Source organism: Luteimonas padinae (assembly GCF_014652935.1).
Lineage (GTDB): Bacteria > Pseudomonadota > Gammaproteobacteria > Xanthomonadales > Xanthomonadaceae > Luteimonas > Luteimonas padinae.
This window is the reverse complement of record NZ_BMZT01000001.1, coordinates 63,764-80,504: the sequence shown is the minus strand read 5'-3', so window position 1 is coordinate 80,504 and position 16,741 is coordinate 63,764. Positions and strand designations below refer to the sequence as shown.

The 16,741-nt window shown below is 70.4% G+C and carries 13 protein-coding genes and 1 pseudogene; 4 read left to right on the top strand and 10 right to left on the bottom strand.

Annotated elements, in window-relative coordinates:
- Positions 1–117: 117 nt before the first annotated feature.
- The 3 genes from kdsA to IE168_RS00340 form a co-directional block, all read right to left on the bottom strand.
- Positions 118–951: a 3-deoxy-8-phosphooctulonate synthase gene (kdsA, locus tag IE168_RS00350; RefSeq protein WP_189494043.1), complete on the bottom strand. Its 834-nt coding sequence runs from the start codon at positions 949–951 to the stop codon at positions 118–120.
- A gap of 172 nt (positions 952–1,123) precedes the next feature.
- Positions 1,124–2,788 (bottom strand): CTP synthase, encoded by a 1,665-nt coding sequence (pyrG, locus tag IE168_RS00345; RefSeq protein ID WP_189494042.1) that lies wholly within the window; start codon positions 2,786–2,788, stop codon positions 1,124–1,126.
- Positions 2,789–2,882: 94 nt separating this feature from the next.
- Positions 2,883–3,386 carry a globin gene (locus IE168_RS00340; protein WP_189494041.1) on the bottom strand — a complete coding sequence of 168 codons (504 nt, stop codon included), beginning with the start codon at positions 3,384–3,386 and terminating at the stop codon, positions 2,883–2,885.
- Between the two features lie 146 nt (positions 3,387–3,532).
- Between IE168_RS00340 and parE the strand changes: the two genes are divergently transcribed.
- Entirely contained in the window at positions 3,533–5,422 is a 1,890-nt protein-coding gene (gene parE, locus IE168_RS00335) for a DNA topoisomerase IV subunit B (RefSeq protein WP_189494040.1), read from the top strand.
- Positions 5,423–5,700: 278 nt separating this feature from the next.
- Here parE and hutG read toward each other — a convergent pair whose 3' ends face one another.
- The 4 genes and pseudogenes from hutG to IE168_RS00315 all read right to left on the bottom strand — a co-directional run.
- A complete protein-coding gene (gene hutG, locus IE168_RS00330) occupies positions 5,701–6,480 on the bottom strand; it encodes an N-formylglutamate deformylase (RefSeq protein ID WP_189494039.1) in 780 nt (259 codons plus the stop codon).
- Positions 6,481–6,497: 17 nt separating this feature from the next.
- Complete coding sequence (gorA, locus tag IE168_RS00325) at positions 6,498–7,865, bottom strand: glutathione-disulfide reductase (RefSeq protein WP_189494038.1); 1,368 nt, start codon at positions 7,863–7,865, stop codon at positions 6,498–6,500.
- Positions 7,862–9,112, bottom strand: coding sequence for an NAD(P)/FAD-dependent oxidoreductase (locus tag IE168_RS00320; protein WP_189494037.1), 1,251 nt, complete (start codon positions 9,110–9,112; stop codon positions 7,862–7,864). The genes gorA and IE168_RS00320 overlap by 4 nt, the downstream gene beginning before the upstream one ends.
- 89 nt (positions 9,113–9,201) lie before the next feature.
- A pseudogene (locus IE168_RS00315) lies at positions 9,202–9,678 on the bottom strand (FKBP-type peptidyl-prolyl cis-trans isomerase); the annotation flags it as partial.
- Positions 9,679–9,795: 117 nt separating this feature from the next.
- On the opposite strand from IE168_RS00315, the gene IE168_RS00310 reads away from it, so the two are divergent.
- The 3 genes from IE168_RS00310 to IE168_RS00300 all read left to right on the top strand — a co-directional run bounded on the left by IE168_RS00310 (position 9,796) and on the right by IE168_RS00300 (position 12,120).
- Positions 9,796–10,311, top strand: a complete 516-nt coding sequence (locus IE168_RS00310) for a C40 family peptidase (protein WP_189494035.1) — start codon at positions 9,796–9,798, stop codon at positions 10,309–10,311.
- A gap of 109 nt (positions 10,312–10,420) precedes the next feature.
- Positions 10,421–11,077 (top strand): C40 family peptidase, encoded by a 657-nt coding sequence (locus IE168_RS00305; RefSeq protein ID WP_229822965.1) that lies wholly within the window; start codon positions 10,421–10,423, stop codon positions 11,075–11,077.
- Positions 11,078–11,247: 170 nt separating this feature from the next.
- Positions 11,248–12,120: a bile acid:sodium symporter family protein gene (locus IE168_RS00300; protein ID WP_189494034.1), complete on the top strand. Its 873-nt coding sequence runs from the start codon at positions 11,248–11,250 to the stop codon at positions 12,118–12,120.
- Positions 12,121–12,159: 39 nt separating this feature from the next.
- On the opposite strand, the gene IE168_RS00295 is transcribed toward IE168_RS00300, so the two are convergent.
- The 3 genes from IE168_RS00295 to IE168_RS00285 all read right to left on the bottom strand — a co-directional run bounded on the left by IE168_RS00295 (position 12,160) and on the right by IE168_RS00285 (position 16,631).
- The gene (locus tag IE168_RS00295; protein ID WP_189494033.1) at positions 12,160–13,578 is read right to left on the bottom strand and encodes a M16 family metallopeptidase; all 1,419 of its coding nucleotides are present in this window, start codon (positions 13,576–13,578) and stop codon (positions 12,160–12,162) included.
- A 10-nt stretch (positions 13,579–13,588) separates the two neighbouring features.
- Positions 13,589–14,989 carry a M16 family metallopeptidase gene (locus tag IE168_RS00290; RefSeq protein WP_189494032.1) on the bottom strand — a complete coding sequence of 467 codons (1,401 nt, stop codon included), beginning with the start codon at positions 14,987–14,989 and terminating at the stop codon, positions 13,589–13,591.
- Between the two features lie 301 nt (positions 14,990–15,290).
- Entirely contained in the window at positions 15,291–16,631 is a 1,341-nt protein-coding gene (locus IE168_RS00285) for a dicarboxylate/amino acid:cation symporter (RefSeq protein WP_189494031.1), read from the bottom strand.
- Between the last annotated feature and the right edge of the window lie 110 nt (positions 16,632–16,741).

Below are 16,741 nucleotides of genomic sequence, written 5' to 3'. Positions count from 1 at the left end.
TGCGACCGGATGGCCCGGAAATCCAGCAGTCGCAGCTATAGCTGCTCCTACAAATGAATTGCTTTCGCTCTATCCGTGCAAATCCGTGTCATCCGCGTTCATCCGTGGCAAGGCTTTTCAGACATCACTCTCGAGGAAGCCACCGCGCTTGGTGACCGCGTCGAGTTCGAGCATGGTTTCGAGCAGGGCGCGCATCTTCGGCAGCGGCCAGGCATTCGGGCCGTCACTGAGCGCCTTGGCCGGGTCGGGGTGGGTTTCCATGAACACGCCCGCCACGCCCACGGCGATCGCGGCGCGGGCCAGCACCGGCACGAATTCGCGCTGGCCGCCGCTGGAGGTGCCCTGCCCGCCCGGCAGCTGCACGGAATGGGTGGCGTCGAACACCACCGGGCAGCCGGTGTCGCGCATCACCGCGAGGCTGCGCATGTCGCTGACCAGGTTGTTGTAACCGAAGCTGGCGCCGCGCTCGCAGACCATGATCTGCTCGTTGCCGGTGGACTTCGCCTTCTCGACGACGGGCTTCATGTCCCACGGCGACAGGAACTGGCCCTTCTTGATGTTGACCGGCTTGCCGGCCGCGCACACCTTGCGGATGAAGTCGGTCTGGCGCACGAGGAAGGCCGGCGTCTGCAGCACGTCGACCACCGAGGCCACCTCGTCCATCGGGGTGTACTCGTGCACGTCGGTCAGCACCGGCACGCCGATCTGCCGCTTCACCTCGCCCAGCACGCGCAGGCCTTCCTCCATCCCCGGCCCGCGGAACGCGGTGCCCGAGGTGCGGTTGGCCTTGTCGAAGCTCGACTTGAAGATGAAGTTGATGCCCAGCGCCGACGTGATCTCCTTCAGCTGCCCGGCCACGTCGAGCTGCAACTGCTCGCTCTCGACCACGCAGGGCCCGGCGATCAGGAAAAACGGCCGGTCCAGGCCGACTTCGAAGCCACAGAGGTTCATTTTGAAAGCCTTTTTTGCCACGGATTTACGCGGATCACGCGGATGAAAGCAGATCGCACACAGGCACCCCGCTGCGACAAGGCAGGCATGGAGGCCATGCTTCTTGCGGAATGGCTGAAGAAGCCAACAGACTGATCCGCGTAATCCGCGTGAATCCGTGGCCAGAAAATGCTCACGCGCTCGCTTCCTTCAGCAGCTTCCCGCCGGCCTTGCGCTCGCGCGCGGCGCGGACGAAGCCGATGAAGAGGGGGTGGCCGCTGCGCGGGGTCGACAGGAACTCGGGGTGCGCCTGGCAGGCGATGAACCAGGGGTGGTCGGGCAGTTCGACCATTTCCACCAGCAGGTCGTCCATCGACTTGGCGCTGATCACCAGGCCGGCGTCTTCCAGCTGGGTGCGGTAGCGGTTGTTGAACTCGTAGCGGTGACGGTGGCGTTCGGCCACCACGTCGCTGCCGTAGATCGCGCGGGCCCGGGTGCCCGGCTTCAGGCGCTGCTCCTGCAGGCCCAGGCGCATGGTGCCGCCGAGATCGCTGTCCTCGCCGCGGCGCTCGACCTCGCCGGTCTTGGTGCGCCACTCGGTGATCAGGCCGATCACCGGATGCGGCGTCTGGCGGTCGTTCTCGGTGCTGTTGGCGCCCTCGAGCCCCGCCACGTGGCGGGCGAAATCGACCACCGCCGCCTGCATGCCATAGCAGATGCCGAAGTACGGCAGGCCGGCCTCGCGCGCGTGCTTCGCGGTCAGCACCTTGCCCTCGAAGCCGCGGTCGCCGAAGCCGCCGGGCACCAGCACGCCATCGACGCCGACCAGGGTGGCCGCGGCGCCGTCGCGCTCGATGTCCTGCGATTCCAGCCACTTCAGGTTCACCCGGGTGTGCTGGCGGATGCCGCCGTGGCGCAGGGCCTCGGCCACCGACTTGTAGGCGTCCTTGTGGTCGACGTACTTGCCCACCACCGCGATCGTGACCTCGTCGATCGGATGCTGCGTCGCCTCCACCACCGCCTGCCATTCCGACAGGTCGGCCACGGCCGCGGCCTTGTCGGCCAGGCGCAGGCGCTCGACCACGAACGCGTCCAGGCCCTGGGTCTGCAGCCAGGCGGGGATCTTGTAGATGTTGTCGAGGTCGACGAGCGAGATCACCGCCTTCTCGGACACGTTGGTGAACAGCGCGATCTTGCGGCGCTCGCTGTCGGGCAGCGGCTGCTCGCTGCGGCACAGCAGCACGTCGGGCTGGATGCCGATCGAGCGCAGCTCCTTCACCGAGTGCTGGGTGGGCTTGGTCTTGAGCTCGCCGGCGGCCGCGATGTAGGGCACCAGCGTGAGGTGCATGAAGATGGCCTTGTCGGGGCCGCGCTCGGTGCGGATCTGGCGGATGGCCTCGAGGAAGGGCAGCGACTCGATGTCGCCCACTGTGCCGCCGATCTCGACCAGGCCGACGTCGAAGCCGTGGGTGGCCACGTCGATGCAGCGCTTGATCTCGTCGGTGATGTGCGGGATCACCTGCACGGTGGCGCCCAGGTAGTCGCCGCGGCGCTCCTTGCGGATCACGTGCTCGTAGATCTTGCCGGTGGTGATCGAGTTCTTCCCCGACAGGCGCACGTTGACGTAGCGCTCGTAGTGGCCGAGGTCCAGGTCGGTCTCGGCGCCGTCGTCGGTGACGTAGACCTCGCCGTGCTGGAACGGGCTCATCGTGCCCGGGTCGACGTTGATGTAGGGGTCGAGCTTCATCATCGTCACCCGCAGGCCGCGGGCTTCGAGGATGGCCGCCAGCGATGCCGCCGAGATGCCCTTGCCAAGCGAGGACACCACGCCGCCGGTGACGAAGATCAGGGGAGTCATGGTCAGGCTGCCGCAGGAAAGCCATAGTCTACCGGCTGGCGGTGACCGGGGCGACCGCTTGACAGGCCGCACGCGCCCGGCGATGCGCCCGGATTCAGGCCTGCTGCGGCCGCAGCCCCTGCATCACCCGCGAGAACAGGCCGCGCGCGCCCTCCTGCGCCGGCGTCTGCGGCGCCGCGACCACCTCGTCACGGGCCCTGAAGGTCTCGACCACCACGCCCATGGCCTCGCGCCAGCGCGCCATCAGCTCGGGCGTCGCCTCCGGATCGGTGGCCTCGACCACTTCCAGCAGGCTCGCGATCCAGTCGCCATACAGCGCCGCCGGCACCGGGCAGCGCCCGTCGCGGGCATGCACCGCGCCCATCTCGTCGATCCCGCGGTCCACCACCCGGCTGCCCCCGGCGTGGAAGATGGCCATGGTGATGCCCTTGCGCAGCGCCATCCGCTGCTTGTTGAAGTCGGTGTGCGCGAACAGCGGCGGCACGTCCGGGTTGCTGGCCAGGAACACCTCGTAGAAGCGGCCGATGAAGTCGCGGTCGCGCAGGCAGCGGCCGTAGCTCTGGTGGAGATCGGCGTAGGCGTCGGTCGAAGCGGTCATGGGGAAGGCTCCTTTGCGGTGGCGCCGCATGCTCGCCCGGGCGGCGCCCCCGGCCATTGACCGCGGTCAAACCCCGCCTTGACCCCACCCTGCCCGGCCGCCATTCTGGTCGGCTTCCCCCCGCCAACGCCCTGCCAGACCCGCCGATGAGCTCCCGCTACGACGCCGCCGACATCGAAGTCCTCTCCGGCCTGGACCCCGTCAAGCGCCGGCCCGGCATGTACACCGACACCGCCCGGCCCAACCACCTGGCCCAGGAAGTCATCGACAACGCCGTAGACGAGGCCCTGGCCGGCCATGCGCGCGCGATCGCGGTGACGCTCCACAAGGACGGCAGCTGCGAGGTTTCCGACGACGGCCGCGGCATGCCGGTGGACATCCACCCCGAGGAGAAGGTCCCGGGCGTCGAGCTGATCCTCACGCGCCTGCACGCGGGCGGCAAGTTCAACAACCGCAACTACGCCTTCTCCGGCGGCCTGCACGGCGTGGGCGTGAGCGTGGTCAACGCGCTCTCGACCCTGGTCGAGGTCCATATCAAGCGCGACGGCAGCGAATACCGCATGGCCTTCCGCGACGGCGACGTCGCCAGCCCGCTCGAGGTCGTGGGCACGGTGGGCAAGCGCAACACCGGCACCCGCCTGCGCTTCTGGCCGGATCCGAAGTATTTCGACAGCCCGAAATTCGCGATCCGCCACCTGCGCCACCTGCTCCGCGCCAAGGCCGTGCTGGCCCCGGGCCTGACCGTCACCCTGTTCGACGAGGCCAGCGGCGAGCGCCACGAGTGGCACTACGCCGACGGCCTGCGCGACTACCTCGCCGGCGAGCTCGCCGGCCGCGAGCCGCTGCCGCCGGAGCTGTTCCTGGGCAGCCTGAAGAAGGACACCGAGATGGTGGACTGGGCGGCCGCGTGGATCCCGGACGGCGAGCTGGTGCAGGAGAGCTACGTCAACCTGATCCCGACGGCGCAGCACGGCACCCACGTCAACGGATTGAGGTCCGGCTTCACCGACGCGCTGCGCAAGTTCTGCGAGTTCCGCAGCCTGCTGCCGCGCGGCGTGAAGCTGGCACCGGAGGATGTCTGGGACCGGGTCAGCTTCGTGCTCAGCCTGAAGATGAGCGACCCGCAGTTCAGCGGTCAGACCAAGGAGCGCCTGAGCTCGCGCCAGGCCGCGGGCTTCATCGAGGGCGCGGCCGAGGACGCGTTCACGCTGTGGCTCAACAGCCACGTCGAGCTCGGCGAGAAGATCGCGCAGCTGGCGATCGACCGCGCCAGCGCGCGGCTGAAGACCGAGAAGCAGATCGTCCGCAAGAAGGTCACCCAGGGCCCGGCGCTGCCCGGCAAGCTGGCCGACTGCATCAGCCAGGACCTGTCGCGCACCGAACTGTTCCTGGTCGAGGGCGACTCCGCCGGCGGCAGCGCCAAGCAGGCCCGCGACAAGGACTTCCAGGCGATCATGCCGCTGCGCGGCAAGATCCTGAACACCTGGGAAGTGGCCTCGGGCAGCGTGCTGGCCAGCGAGGAGGTGCACAACCTCGCCATCGCCATCGGCTGCGATCCGGGCAAGGACGACATCTCCGGCCTGCGCTACGGCAAGGTGGTGATCCTGGCCGACGCCGACTCCGACGGCCTGCACATCGCCACCCTGCTGGCGGCGCTGTTCCTGCGCCACTTCCCGGCACTCGTCCGTGCCGGCCACGTGTTCGTGGCGATGCCGCCGCTGTACCGCGTGGACGTGGGCAAGCAGGTGTTCTACGCGCTCGACGAAGAAGAGAAGCGCCTGCTGCTGGAGAAGATCCAGCGCGAGAAGCTCAAGGGCCAGGTGAACGTGACCCGATTCAAGGGCCTGGGCGAGATGAACCCGCCGCAGCTGCGCGAGTCGACCATCCACCCCGACACCCGCCGCCTGGTGCAGTTGACCGTGGACGACGCCGACCAGACGCGCTCGCTGATGGACATGCTGCTGGCGAAGAAGCGCGCCTCCGACCGCAAGGCCTGGCTGGAGGAAAAGGGCGACCTGGCCACGCTGGAGGTCTGAGCGCGGCTGCCCGGCAACCGCCGACCGCCCTGCACCTGGCCGAAACACATCTGGCCGAAACACATCTGGTCAAACCATATCTGGCCGAACCATATCTGTAGGAGCAGCTACAGCTGCGACCAGGGTCCCGGAGGCGCCAGGGTCCCGGGTCGCCGTGGTCGCAGCTGTAGCTGCTCCTACAGGTGTGCGGCAGGTGTTGTGCGGCAGGGATGCAGGGGTGCGGCAGGTGCGGGGTGCGACAGGTGCGGGGGGCGGCAGGTGCGGGGGTGTTGCAGGGGTCAGGCGTGCAGCGCCGCCTCCAGCAGCGCGTGCAGCACCGGCTGCAGCTGCCCGGCCTTCCCCGCATCCCACTCGAACGTCGCCTCGTCCATGTAGCAGCGCTGGGCGATCTCCAGCTGCACCGCCTCCACGCCAAGTTCCGGGCGACCGTAGTGGCGGGTGATGTGGCCGCCCTTGAAGCGGCCGTTGGCGACCCAGTCGTAGCCGTCCTGCTGCGCCAGTGCGCGCGCCAGGCGTTCGGCCAGCTCGGGCGAGCAGCTCGCGCCACCGGCGGTGCCGAGGTTGAGGTCGGGCAGCCGCCCCGGGAACAGCCACGGCAGCTCGCCGCGGATCGAATGGCCCTCCCACAGCAGCACGCGCCCATGCTCCGCGCGCAGGCGGTCAAGCTCGCCGGCCAGCGCGTCGTGGTAGGGCCGCCAGTACGCCTCCACCCGCGCCCGCACTTCGCCCTCCGTCGGCTCCTGCCCGTCCAGGTACACCGGGCTGCCGTCGAACTGCCGCACCGGGCACAGACCGGTGGTGTTCTGCCCGGGATACAGCGAGGTGTCGTCCTCGCTGCGGTTGAGGTCGACCACGTAGCGCGAGTGCGTGGGCACCAGCACCGAGGCGCCGAGCCCGCGCGCGAAGTCGTACAGCCGCGCGACGTGCCAGTCGGTGTCGGGGACCCGGCGCGCGCTTTCGACCAGGCGCGGGCGCATGGCCTCGGGAATGACGGTGCCGTCGTGCGGCAGGCTGACGAGCAGCGGCCGGGTGCCGCGGTGGAGAGTGAAGATGTCCATCCCCCGATCCTAACCGCTCAGCGCAACAGCACGATCTCTTCGGCGCTGGTGGGATGGATGGCGACGGTGGCGTGGAAGTCGGCGAGCGTGGCGCCCATCTTCACGGCCACCGCGAAGCCCTGCAGGATCTCGTCGGCGGCCTCGCCCACCAGGTGCAGGCCGACCACGCGCTTCTCCTCGCCCACGCACACCGCCTTGAACATGCTGTGCTGCTGCACGTCGGCCAGCGCGTGCAGCATCGGCCGGAACGTGGTGCGGTGGCAGCTGACCGCGTCCGTGCCGAAGCGTTCGCGTGCCTCGGCCTCGGTCAGCCCGACCTTGCCCAGCGGCGGATGCGAGAACACCACCGTCGGCACCTGGTCGTGGTCGACGCGCGCGTCCGGATCGCCGCCGAACAGGCGATCCATCAGGCGCCGTCCTTCCGCGATCGCGACCGGCGTCAGCGCGAGGCGGCCGGTGACGTCGCCGACGGCGTAGATCCGCTCCGCGCCGGTGGCCTGGCAGGCGTCCACTTCGATGTGCCCGTCATCCGCGGTGCGCACGCCGGCGGCCTCCAGGCCGAGGCCGTCGGTGTTCGGCCGCCGTCCGGTGGCGAAGATCACCGCGTCGAAGGGATTGCCGGCATCACCGCCCCGCTCGCGCAGGCGCACGCCGCCACCCGCGCCCGGCTCCAGCGCCGCCAGCGAATAGCCGAAATGCAATGCGATGCCGGCCTGGTGCATGTTGCCGCGCAGGCGCTCCACCACGTCGACATCGAAGCCCTTGAGCAGGTCGCCGCCGCGCGCGAACAGTTCGACCTGGCTGCCCAGCGACTGCAGCACGCCGGCCAGCTCCACGCCGATGTAGCCGCCGCCGATGATCGCCACGCGCGCCGGCGCCGCCGAAAGCGCGAAGAAACCGTCGGAATCGATGCCCAGCTCCGCGCCGGGGATGTCCGGCCGCACCGGGCGCCCGCCGGTGGCGAGCAGGATGTGCTCCGCCTCGACCTGGGTGCCGTCGTCGCAGTCGACGCGGCCGTTCCCGGCCAGCCGCCCGCGCGCGGGCAGCAGAACGATGCCGGCCTCGTCGAGGCGGCGGCGGTAGCTGGCATGGATGTTGGCGATGTAGCCCTGGCGGCTGGCGACCAGCTGCGCCCAGTCCGGGCAGGCCGGCTCCACCGGGAAGCCCAGCGCCTTCGCATGGCCGAGCCGGGCGCCGAGGTCGGCGGCCAGCCACATCGCCTTCTTCGGCACGCAGCCGACGTTGACGCAGGTGCCGCCGAGCTCGCCCGGCTCCAGCAGCGCGACGCGCGCGCCGTGGCCGGCGGCGCGGAAGGCGGCCGCAAGCCCGCCGGACCCGCCACCCACCACGGCGAGGTCGACGTGGAGGCGACGGGCCGCGCTCACCGGAAGCGCTCCGGGGAATAGGGCGCGGGATCGATCCGCGGCGCGCGGCCGGTGATCATGTCGGCCACCAGCTGCCCGGTGGCCGGGCTCATGCTGACGCCCATCATGCCGTGGCCGGTCGCGATCCAGCTGCGGCGCCGGCCCGGCACGCGGCCGATGATCGGCACGTCGTCCACGCTCAGCGGGCGCCAGCCGTACCAGGTCTCGTGCTTCACCTGGCCCACCGGATCGTGCAGGAACTCCGCCGCACCGCGCTCCAGCGCCGCCAGCCTGCGCGGATTGAGGTCGGTGCTGTAGCCCGACATCTCCATCGTGCTGCCCAGGCGGTAGCCGCTGTCCCAGACCGTCACGCAAACGCTGGGCTCGTGCAGGATCACCGGCCGCTTCGGCACCAGGGCCGGACGGTCGTAGGTGATCGAATAGCCCTTGCCCGGCTGCACCGGCACCGCGCGCAGGCCGGCCGAACGCATCAGCGTGGTCGACCAGGCGCCGGTGGCCAGCACGACCTCGCGCGCACGCACGCTGCCGTGGCTGCCATGCACCACGACGCCGTCGGCATCCTCGTCGATGGCGGTGACGTCCCAGCCCTCGTCGATCAGGCCGCCCAGCGCACGCAGGGCGTCGGCCATGCCGCTGACATAGCGGTCGGGGCGCAGATGGGCGTCGCCGGGGAAGTGCAGCGCGCCCTTCAGGCCGGGCTTGAAGGCGGGGTCCTGACGCTCGTACTCGGCGCCGTCGATGAGCTGGCCGTGCACCCCCAGCTCCGCCAGGTGCGGCAGGTCGCGCGCGGCGATCTCGAGCTCGCGAGCGTCGCGGAACACGTAGTCGGTGCCTTCCTGGCTGAACTCCGAGCCGGGCGCATAACGCGCCACCCAGTCGGGGAAGACCTGGATCGAGTCGTTGAGCAGGCCGGCCTTGGCGGTCATCGCCGTCTTCCAGTCGCGCGCGTTGCAGCGGCTCGCGAAGCCCAGCAGCCACTGCCACAGGCGCGGGTCCAGGCGCGGCGCGACGTAGAACGGCGCGTCGGGGGTGAGCATCCAGCGCAGCGCGCGACCGATGGTGCCCGGCGCCGCCAGCGGGAAGGCATGGCTGGGCGTCAGCGTGCCGCAGTTGCCGTGCGAGCTGCCGCTGCCGAGCGTCCTGGCCTCGAGCAGGCGCACGCTGCGCCCGGCCTCGACCAGCGAGAGCGCGGTGCACAGGCCGATGACGCCGCCGCCCACCACCACCACATCGATGCGTTCATCCATTGCAGGGAGTCCGCCGCCGGTGGCCGAAATCAGCCGGCCTTGCCGGCGTCGTCTTCGGCTTCGGCGCTGGCGTCAGCGTCGGCATGGCCGTGGTCATGGCCGCCGTCGCCGTGCACGTGGCCGTGGTCGATCTCGGCCTGCTGCGCCTCGCGCACGTCCACGATCTCGATGTCGAAGTGCAGGTCCTTGCCGGCCATCGGGTGGTTCAGGTCGACGTCGACCACGCTCATGCCGACCTTCTGCACGGTGACCGCGCGCGGGCCGAAGTTGGTCTGCAGCACCACCTGGTCGCCGACGGCGAGCTTCTGGCCGCCGAAGTGCTTCTTCGGCACGCGCTGGACCATGCCCTCGCGGCGCTCGCCGTAGGCCTCGGCCGAGGGCACGTCAGCGGAGAAGCTGTCGCCGGCCTCGCGGCCTTCCATCGCCTTTTCCAGGCCGGGGATGATGTTGCCGTGGCCCATCAGGATCGCCAGCGGCTCGCCGCGGTCCTTCGAGGTTTCCACCGGCTCGCCGCCTTCGGACACGGTGTAATGGAAGCGGACGACGCGGTCTTTCTCGATCTTCATGGGCTGGGGATCCGGTGGCGCGGCGCGTGGCCGCTTGTAAGGAGGTCGCCGGCTCGGCCAACATGCCGGCCGATGGGCAAGACCACGCATTATCCGGATACCGGCCTCCGCGCGCCAATGGCCGTCGTCCTCGCCGTCGTCCTCGCCGCCGTCGTTGCCGGCTGCGGCCGCGACCGCGACGACGTCCGCCCGGCGCCGCCGCGCACCGAGCCCGTCGGCCAGCGCGCCTGGCCGCAGGTGGTCCCCGCCGATCCGGCCTCGGCCAACGCCGTGCTGATGCGCGCCATCAGCCTGGTCGGCACGCCCTACCGCTATGGCGGCAACACGCCCGAGGGCGGCTTCGACTGCTCGGGCCTGGTGAACTACGTCTACCGCGACATGCTCGACCTGAAGCTGCCGCGCACCTCCCGCGACCTGGCCGCCTACCAGGGGCCGAGGATCGAGCCGCAGCAGCTGGCCACCGCCGACCTGGTGTTCTTCGGCAGCGGCGGCAACGTCACCCACGTCGGCATCTATGTCGGCGAAGGCCGCTTCGTCCACGCCCCGAGCACGGGCGGCACGGTTCGGCTGGATCATCTCGACAGTTCTTACTGGCGCCGCCACTACAGCGGCTCGAAGCGCGTGCTGCGTTGAACTTGTGACCCGCATCACATTTTTCTTCACGCAACGCTGATGAAAAGTTAACAAACAGGGCTCTTCTCTACGGCACCATCACGCCTGCTGCAAAAACAGTGAAGACCGCGTGACCGATTCCGACCTGCCAGAACGTCGCCGCGCACCCTCCCGGGTCCGCGCCCTCGTCATCGCCAGCGTCCTGCTGCTCGCCGGATCTCCGGCCTTCGCCGCCCCCCTGATGGCCGCCGATTCGGCCGACCAGATGGTCGCCGGCTCGACCAGCCAGGCCCTGGTGGGCAGCGCGCTCGCGCCCGAGCGCACGATGCTCAGCGCCGCCGACGTGAACCAGCTGATCGAGGCCAGCCAGGCCCTGGCGGCCGGCGACAAGGCGCCGACCGGCCGCATCCAGGCCCTGCTGCAGCGGGCGATGGGCCTGCTCGGCACGCCCTACCGCTGGGGCGGCACCTCGCCCGACTCGGGCTTCGACTGCTCGGGCCTGGTCAACTACGTGTTCCGCACCACCCTGGGCATCGAGCTGCCGCGCGTCTCGCGCGAGATGGCCAGCAACGGCGAGAAGGTCGAGCGCGCCGCGCTCACCGCCGGCGACCTGGTGTTCTTCGGCCGTCGCGGCACCCGCGTCGACCACGTCGGCATCTACGTCGGCGACGGCCAGTTCGTGCACGCGCCGCGCAGCGGCCGCGACGTGACCGTCTCGCGCCTGGACACCGGCTACTGGGCCAACCGCTTCCTGCAGGCGCGCCGCGTCGAGGGCCTGGGCAGCTGAGGGCGCCGGCCCGGCCGCCGCACGCGTGAGCTGAAGGCCGCCTCCGGGCGGCCTTCCTGCATCCGGCGCCCGCGTCGCCGCGATGCCATCCCCGACCGCGCTGCGCCGCGGCGTGCACCGGATGCGCCCCCGCCCCAAGCTCGGCGGACCACGCCACCGGACGCACGCCCATGCAGGCTTCGCTGCTCACCAACGTCCTGCTGCCGCTGGCCCTGGGCGTGATCATGCTCGGGCTGGGGATGGGCCTGACCCTTGAGGACTTCCGCCGCGTCGCCCGCTATCCCGCGGCCACGCTGGCCGGCCTGGCGCTGCAGACCCTGTTCCTGCCCTGGGTGGCCTTCGCGCTGGCCCTGGGCTTCGGGCTGCGCCCCGAGCTTGCGGTCGGGCTGATGCTGCTGGCGGCCTCGCCCGGCGGCGCCACCGCCAACATCTACAGCCACCTCGCGCGCGGCGACGTCGCCCTCAACATCACCCTGACGGCGATCAACAGCCTTCTCTGCCTGCTGACCCTGCCGCTGATCCTTGACCTGTCGCTCGAGCACTTCATGGGCGCCGGCCAGTACGTGCCGCCGCCGGTGGCCAAGGTGGTGGAAGTCGCCGCGATCATCCTGCTGCCGGTAGCCGCGGGCATGGCGGTGCGGCGCTTCGCGCCCGGCTTCGCGGCCGCCTCGGCGAAACCGCTGCGCCTGCTCTCGGTGCTGGTGCTGGCGCTCCTGGTCACGGCGGCGGTCGCGCAATCCTGGCAGGTGCTGCTGTCCTCGCTGGCGACCGTGGGCCTGGCCTGCCTGCTGTTCAACCTGGCCAGCCTGGGCAGCGGCTACGCCGTGCCGCTGGCGCTGCGCCTGCCGCGGCCGCAGGCGATCGCGATCTCGATGGAGATCGGCATCCACAACGGCACGCTGGCGATCTTCATCGCGCTCAACGTGCTCGGCAATGCGGCGATGGCGATCCCCGCGGCGGTCTACAGCCTGCTGATGTTCTTCACCGCGGCCGGGTTCGCCTGGTGGCTCAACCGGCCGCGCGCGGTGCCCGCGGCCGCCTGAGCCCGACGCGCGTCGCCCCTGCGGCGCGCGCCCGGACGGTCACTCGACCGTTCTGAACTCGCCCCACTCCGCGAGCTGCCCGGCGATGGCGGCGCCGTCGCCGACCACGATGATGCTCTGTCGCTCAGGAGCGAAGTACTTCGCGGCCATCGCCCGCACCTGGCCGGCGTCGACGGCGCGCACCTTCGGCACGAACTCGCCCAGGTACTCGGGCGGCAGGCCCACCAGCCAGTTGCTGGCCAGGGTCGCCGCCACGGCGGCCTGCATCTGGTTGCCGATCAGGTAGCCGCCGGCGACGTATCGCTTGGTGTCGTCCAGTTCGGCGGCCGGCACCGGCTCGGTGCCGATCCGCTCGTATTCCTTGAAGAACTCCGTCAGCGATGCACCGGTGACCTCGTTGCGCACGTCGGCCGAACCGCTCACATAGCCACCCTGCGCCGAAGACGTGGCGCCGGCGCGGGCGCCGTAGGTATAGCCCTTCTCCTCGCGCAGGTTCTGCATCACCCGGCTGGAGAAGCTGCCGCCGAGCACGGTGCCGGCAAGCTGCAGCGGGATCGCATCGGGATCGGTGGCGGCCACCGCGGGGCTGGCCAGGCGCAGCGTCGACTGCACGCTGCCGTCGCGCTGCAGCAGCAACCGCTGCGGCGCGGCCTCCGTGCGTGCAGCCGGAGTCGGCGGGACCTCGGCGCCGGATGCCCTCCAGTCGCCGAAGGCCTGCTCGGCGAAGCGGAAGGCGTCGTCGGCCTCGATGCGGCCGGCGACGACCAGCAGCGCGCGGTCGGGATGGAAGCGGCGCGCATGCTCGCTGCGCAGGGCCTCGGGCGTCACCGCCATGATCGAGGCCTCGGTCTGCTGCGTGCGTGCGTAGGGATGGTCGCCGTAGACCGCCGACAGCAGGGCGCGGTTGGCGCGGAAGCCGGGCTGGGCCTCGGCGGCCTTGAGCGCCTGCAGTGCGTTGGCCTGGGCCAGCTTCACTTCGCCCTCGGGGAAGGACGGCGTGCGCGCGACCTCGGCCAGCAGCGACAGCATCGGCCCGGCGTTGGCGGCCAGCGCGTTGCCGTACACCAGCGCGCCGTCGCTGCTCACCGAGGCGCCGACGCTGCCGCCCTGGGCCTGGGCGAACTCGGCGATCTGGCGGGAATCACGGTTCGCCGTGCCTTCGGCGAGCAGCCCCGCCAGCAGCGAGGCGAAGCCGGGCGCGTCGGCGGCGTCGGCGACGTAACCGGCGTTGCGCACCGCCAGCACGTAGTCCACGCGCGGGATGCCGTCGCGCGGCACCACCCAGACCTCGAGGCCGTTGGCCAGGGTCTTCTTCGCGATGTCGGGCACCGGCAGCGGCTTGTCGGCGGCGTAGGGCGGCAGATCCTTGGGAAGCTCGGCGGCGGGGCCGGCGACGGCGGCGCCGCAGGACAGCGCGGAGACGGCCAGGGCGAGCAGGGTGTGCTTGAAGATCGTCATGGTCGTGTCCTCAGTCCTGGGTCGCGGCGGCATCGGGGCCGGGCCCGGCGGCCGCGGCCTGCAGCATGGCTTCGGGCTTGCGGTCGATCACCGTGCGGTTCTCGCGCGTGAGGTAGGTGCGCGCGGCGCGCTGCACGTCGGCGGAATCCACCGCCTCGATCCAGCCGGGGATGCGGTTGACCACTTCGGCGTCATCCCACATCAGCTGCAGCTTGGCCAGCGCGTCGGCGCGGGAAATGAAGGACTCCAGGCCGTTGTACCAGTCGGCCAGCATGCGGGTCTTGACCCGCGCCAGCGTGGCATCGTCCACGCCCTCGGCCACGACCTTGGCGATTTCCTCGTCGATCGCCGCAAGCACGGCGTCGGCATCGGTGGTCGGCTTGTACAGCGCGAACACGGTGAACAGCGTCGGGCCGTCGTACTCCCACTCGCTGGTCAGGCCGTAGAGCGAATCGACGTTGAGCGCGAGCTCGCGGCCCTTCACCAGGCCCTGGTACAGGCGCGAGGCGTCGCCGTTGGCGAGCAGCGCACCGAGCACCGCCATCGGCGCCTGGTCGGGGCTGCCGCGGTCGGGCATCTTCCAGGCGGCGGCGATCGCCGGCACCTGGGCCAGCTTGTCGCCCTGCTGGATGCGCTTTTCCTGCGTGTTCAGGCCTTCTGTGAAGTCCGGCGCCGGCGGCGTCGGGCGCCGCGCGATGTCGCCGAAGTACTTATCCGCCAGCGCAAAGCCCTCGGCCGGCGAGATGTCGCCGGCCAGCGACAGGATCGCGTTGTTGGGGCCGTAGTAGTCGCGGTGGAAGGCCTTCACGTCGTCCAGCGACGCCGCCTCGAGATCCTCGAAGCTGCCGTAGCCGTCGTGGTTGTTCTCCCACTTCTGGAAGGCCTGCATGCCGATATCGATCCACATGAAGCCGCCGTAGGGCTGGTTCTGCACGTTGTTGCGGATCTCTTCCTTGACCACGTCCTGCTGGTTCTTCAGCGTCGACTCGCTGAAGTCGAGCATGCGCATGCGGTCGGCCTCGAGCCAGAGGATCGGCTCGATCGCCGACGACGGCGCGATCTCGATGTAGTTGGTGAAGTCGGCGCGGGTCGAGCCGTTGTTGCGCCCGCCGCCGCCGGTGATCACGCGGTCGAACACGCCCTCGGGCGCGTTGGCCGAGCCTTCGAACATCAGGTGCTCGAACAGGTGCGCGAAGCCGGTGCGGTTGCGCGGCTCGAGCCGCATGCCGATGCCGTAGACCACGCTGACGCCGACCACCGGCGCGCTGCGGTCTTCGGATACGACCACGGTGAGACCGTTGTCGAGCGTCTTCGTGGCGACCGGGATGTTCCAGCGGTCGGCGTCGGCGGCAAAGGCCGGAGCCGCGATCAGCAGCGTGGACAGCCACGCCGCGGGCCAGAGAAGTTTCATGAGTCCCCCATCTCCCTTTGTGGACAGGTGCCGACAGTAGCGCGGCGCGGGGCCGGCGTGGGAGGCCGGAAGTCATGAACATCCGCATCGGGCGACCCCGGCCCACGCAACCCCACAACACCGTGTAGGAGCAGCTACAGCTGCGACTGCGGGTTCCGTGCGAGGTCCGGTCGCAGCTGTAGCTGCTCCTACGGCTGAGATTGCGGGTTCCGTGCGAGGTCCGGTCGCAGCTGTAGCTGCTCCTACGGCTGCGATTGCGGGGCCCGTGCGGGTCTGGTCGCAGCTGCTCCTACGGCTGCGTCTATGGGGAGGTCGGGGACTCCTCGCCTTCCTCCACCCCGACGTTGCTCGACGCGCGCTCGTACACCTCGCGGTCGAGCAGCCCGGTCTCCTTCGCCACCAGCACCGGCACCAGCACCTGGCCGGTGACGTTGGTCATGGTGCGCATCATGTCGAGGATGCGGTCGATGGCGTAGAGGATGCCGATCGCCTCCAGCGGCAGGCCGGCGGCGCTGATCACCACGGTCGCCATGATCACCGCCGTGCCCGGCACGCCGGCGGTGCCGAAGCTGCCCAGCACCGAGGCCAGCGCGATCAGGAAGTACTGCCCCGCCGACAGCTCGATGCCCATGAACTGGGCGATGAACACCGCGCCCAGCGCCGGGTAGATCGCGCCGCAGCCGTCCATCTTGATGCTTGCGCCCAGCGGCACCGCGAAGCTGGCGTAGTCCTTGTCGACGCCGAGGTTGTGCGTGGCCGAGGTCAGCGACAGCGGCAGCGCCGCGAAGCTCGACGAGGCCACGAAGCCGATCTGCATCGCCGGCGCCGCGCCGCGGAAGAACTTCAGCGGGTTCAGCCCGTGCGCCAGCAGCAGGCCGGTGTAGACCACCAGGATGTGGAAGGCGCAGGCCAGGTACAGCGCGATCACGAACTTGCCCAGCGGGATCAGCTGCTCGAAGCCGTAGGTCCCCACCAGCGCCGCGATCAGGCCGAAGGTGCCCACGGGCGTGGCCTCCAGCACGAAGCGGGTGACCTGGATCATCATCTCGCGCGACTGGTCCATCAGCGAACGCAGGCCCGCCGTCTTCTCCCCCAGCCGCACCAGCGCGAAGCCGACCAGGCCCGCGAAGAAGATCACCTGCAGGATGGTGAAGTTGCTGGGCACGATCACCCGCTGCCCGTCCTCGGTGCTGCCGGCGCCCAGCGCGGCCAGGGCGCGCACCGGGTTCTCGGGTACGATGTTGATCAGCACGTCCAGCGGGCCGGGCACGTCGCGCTGGCGGTAGGTCTCGGCCACCTGCAGGCTGGCCGCGTCCACGCCCACGCCCGGCTTCAGCACCAGCCCGAAGGCCAGGCCGACGGCCACCGCCAGCACCGCGGTGATGGCGAACCAGATGAAGGTCCGTGCCGCGAGCGCCGCGATCGAGCGCTGCCCGGCCAGCGAACCCACGGCGCTGACCACCGCGAAGAACACCAGCGGGATGGCGATCATCTTGATCAGGTTGACGTAGACCGTGCCCAGGGGCCCGAACCACGTCTCCGCCGCCGGCCCCAGCAGCCAGCCCGCGATCGCGCCGAGCACGAAGCCCGCGGCCACCCGCTGCCAGAACGGGATCTTGAACCAGGCGGTGAAGGACTTCATCGGCGTCCACTGAAACGGCAATGCCGCACCTTAGCCCATGCCGCCGGGCGGCGGCGACGGCGGAAGCGGAACGCCACGGTACCGCTATCGGGATGCTGCCGCTCCCCGGG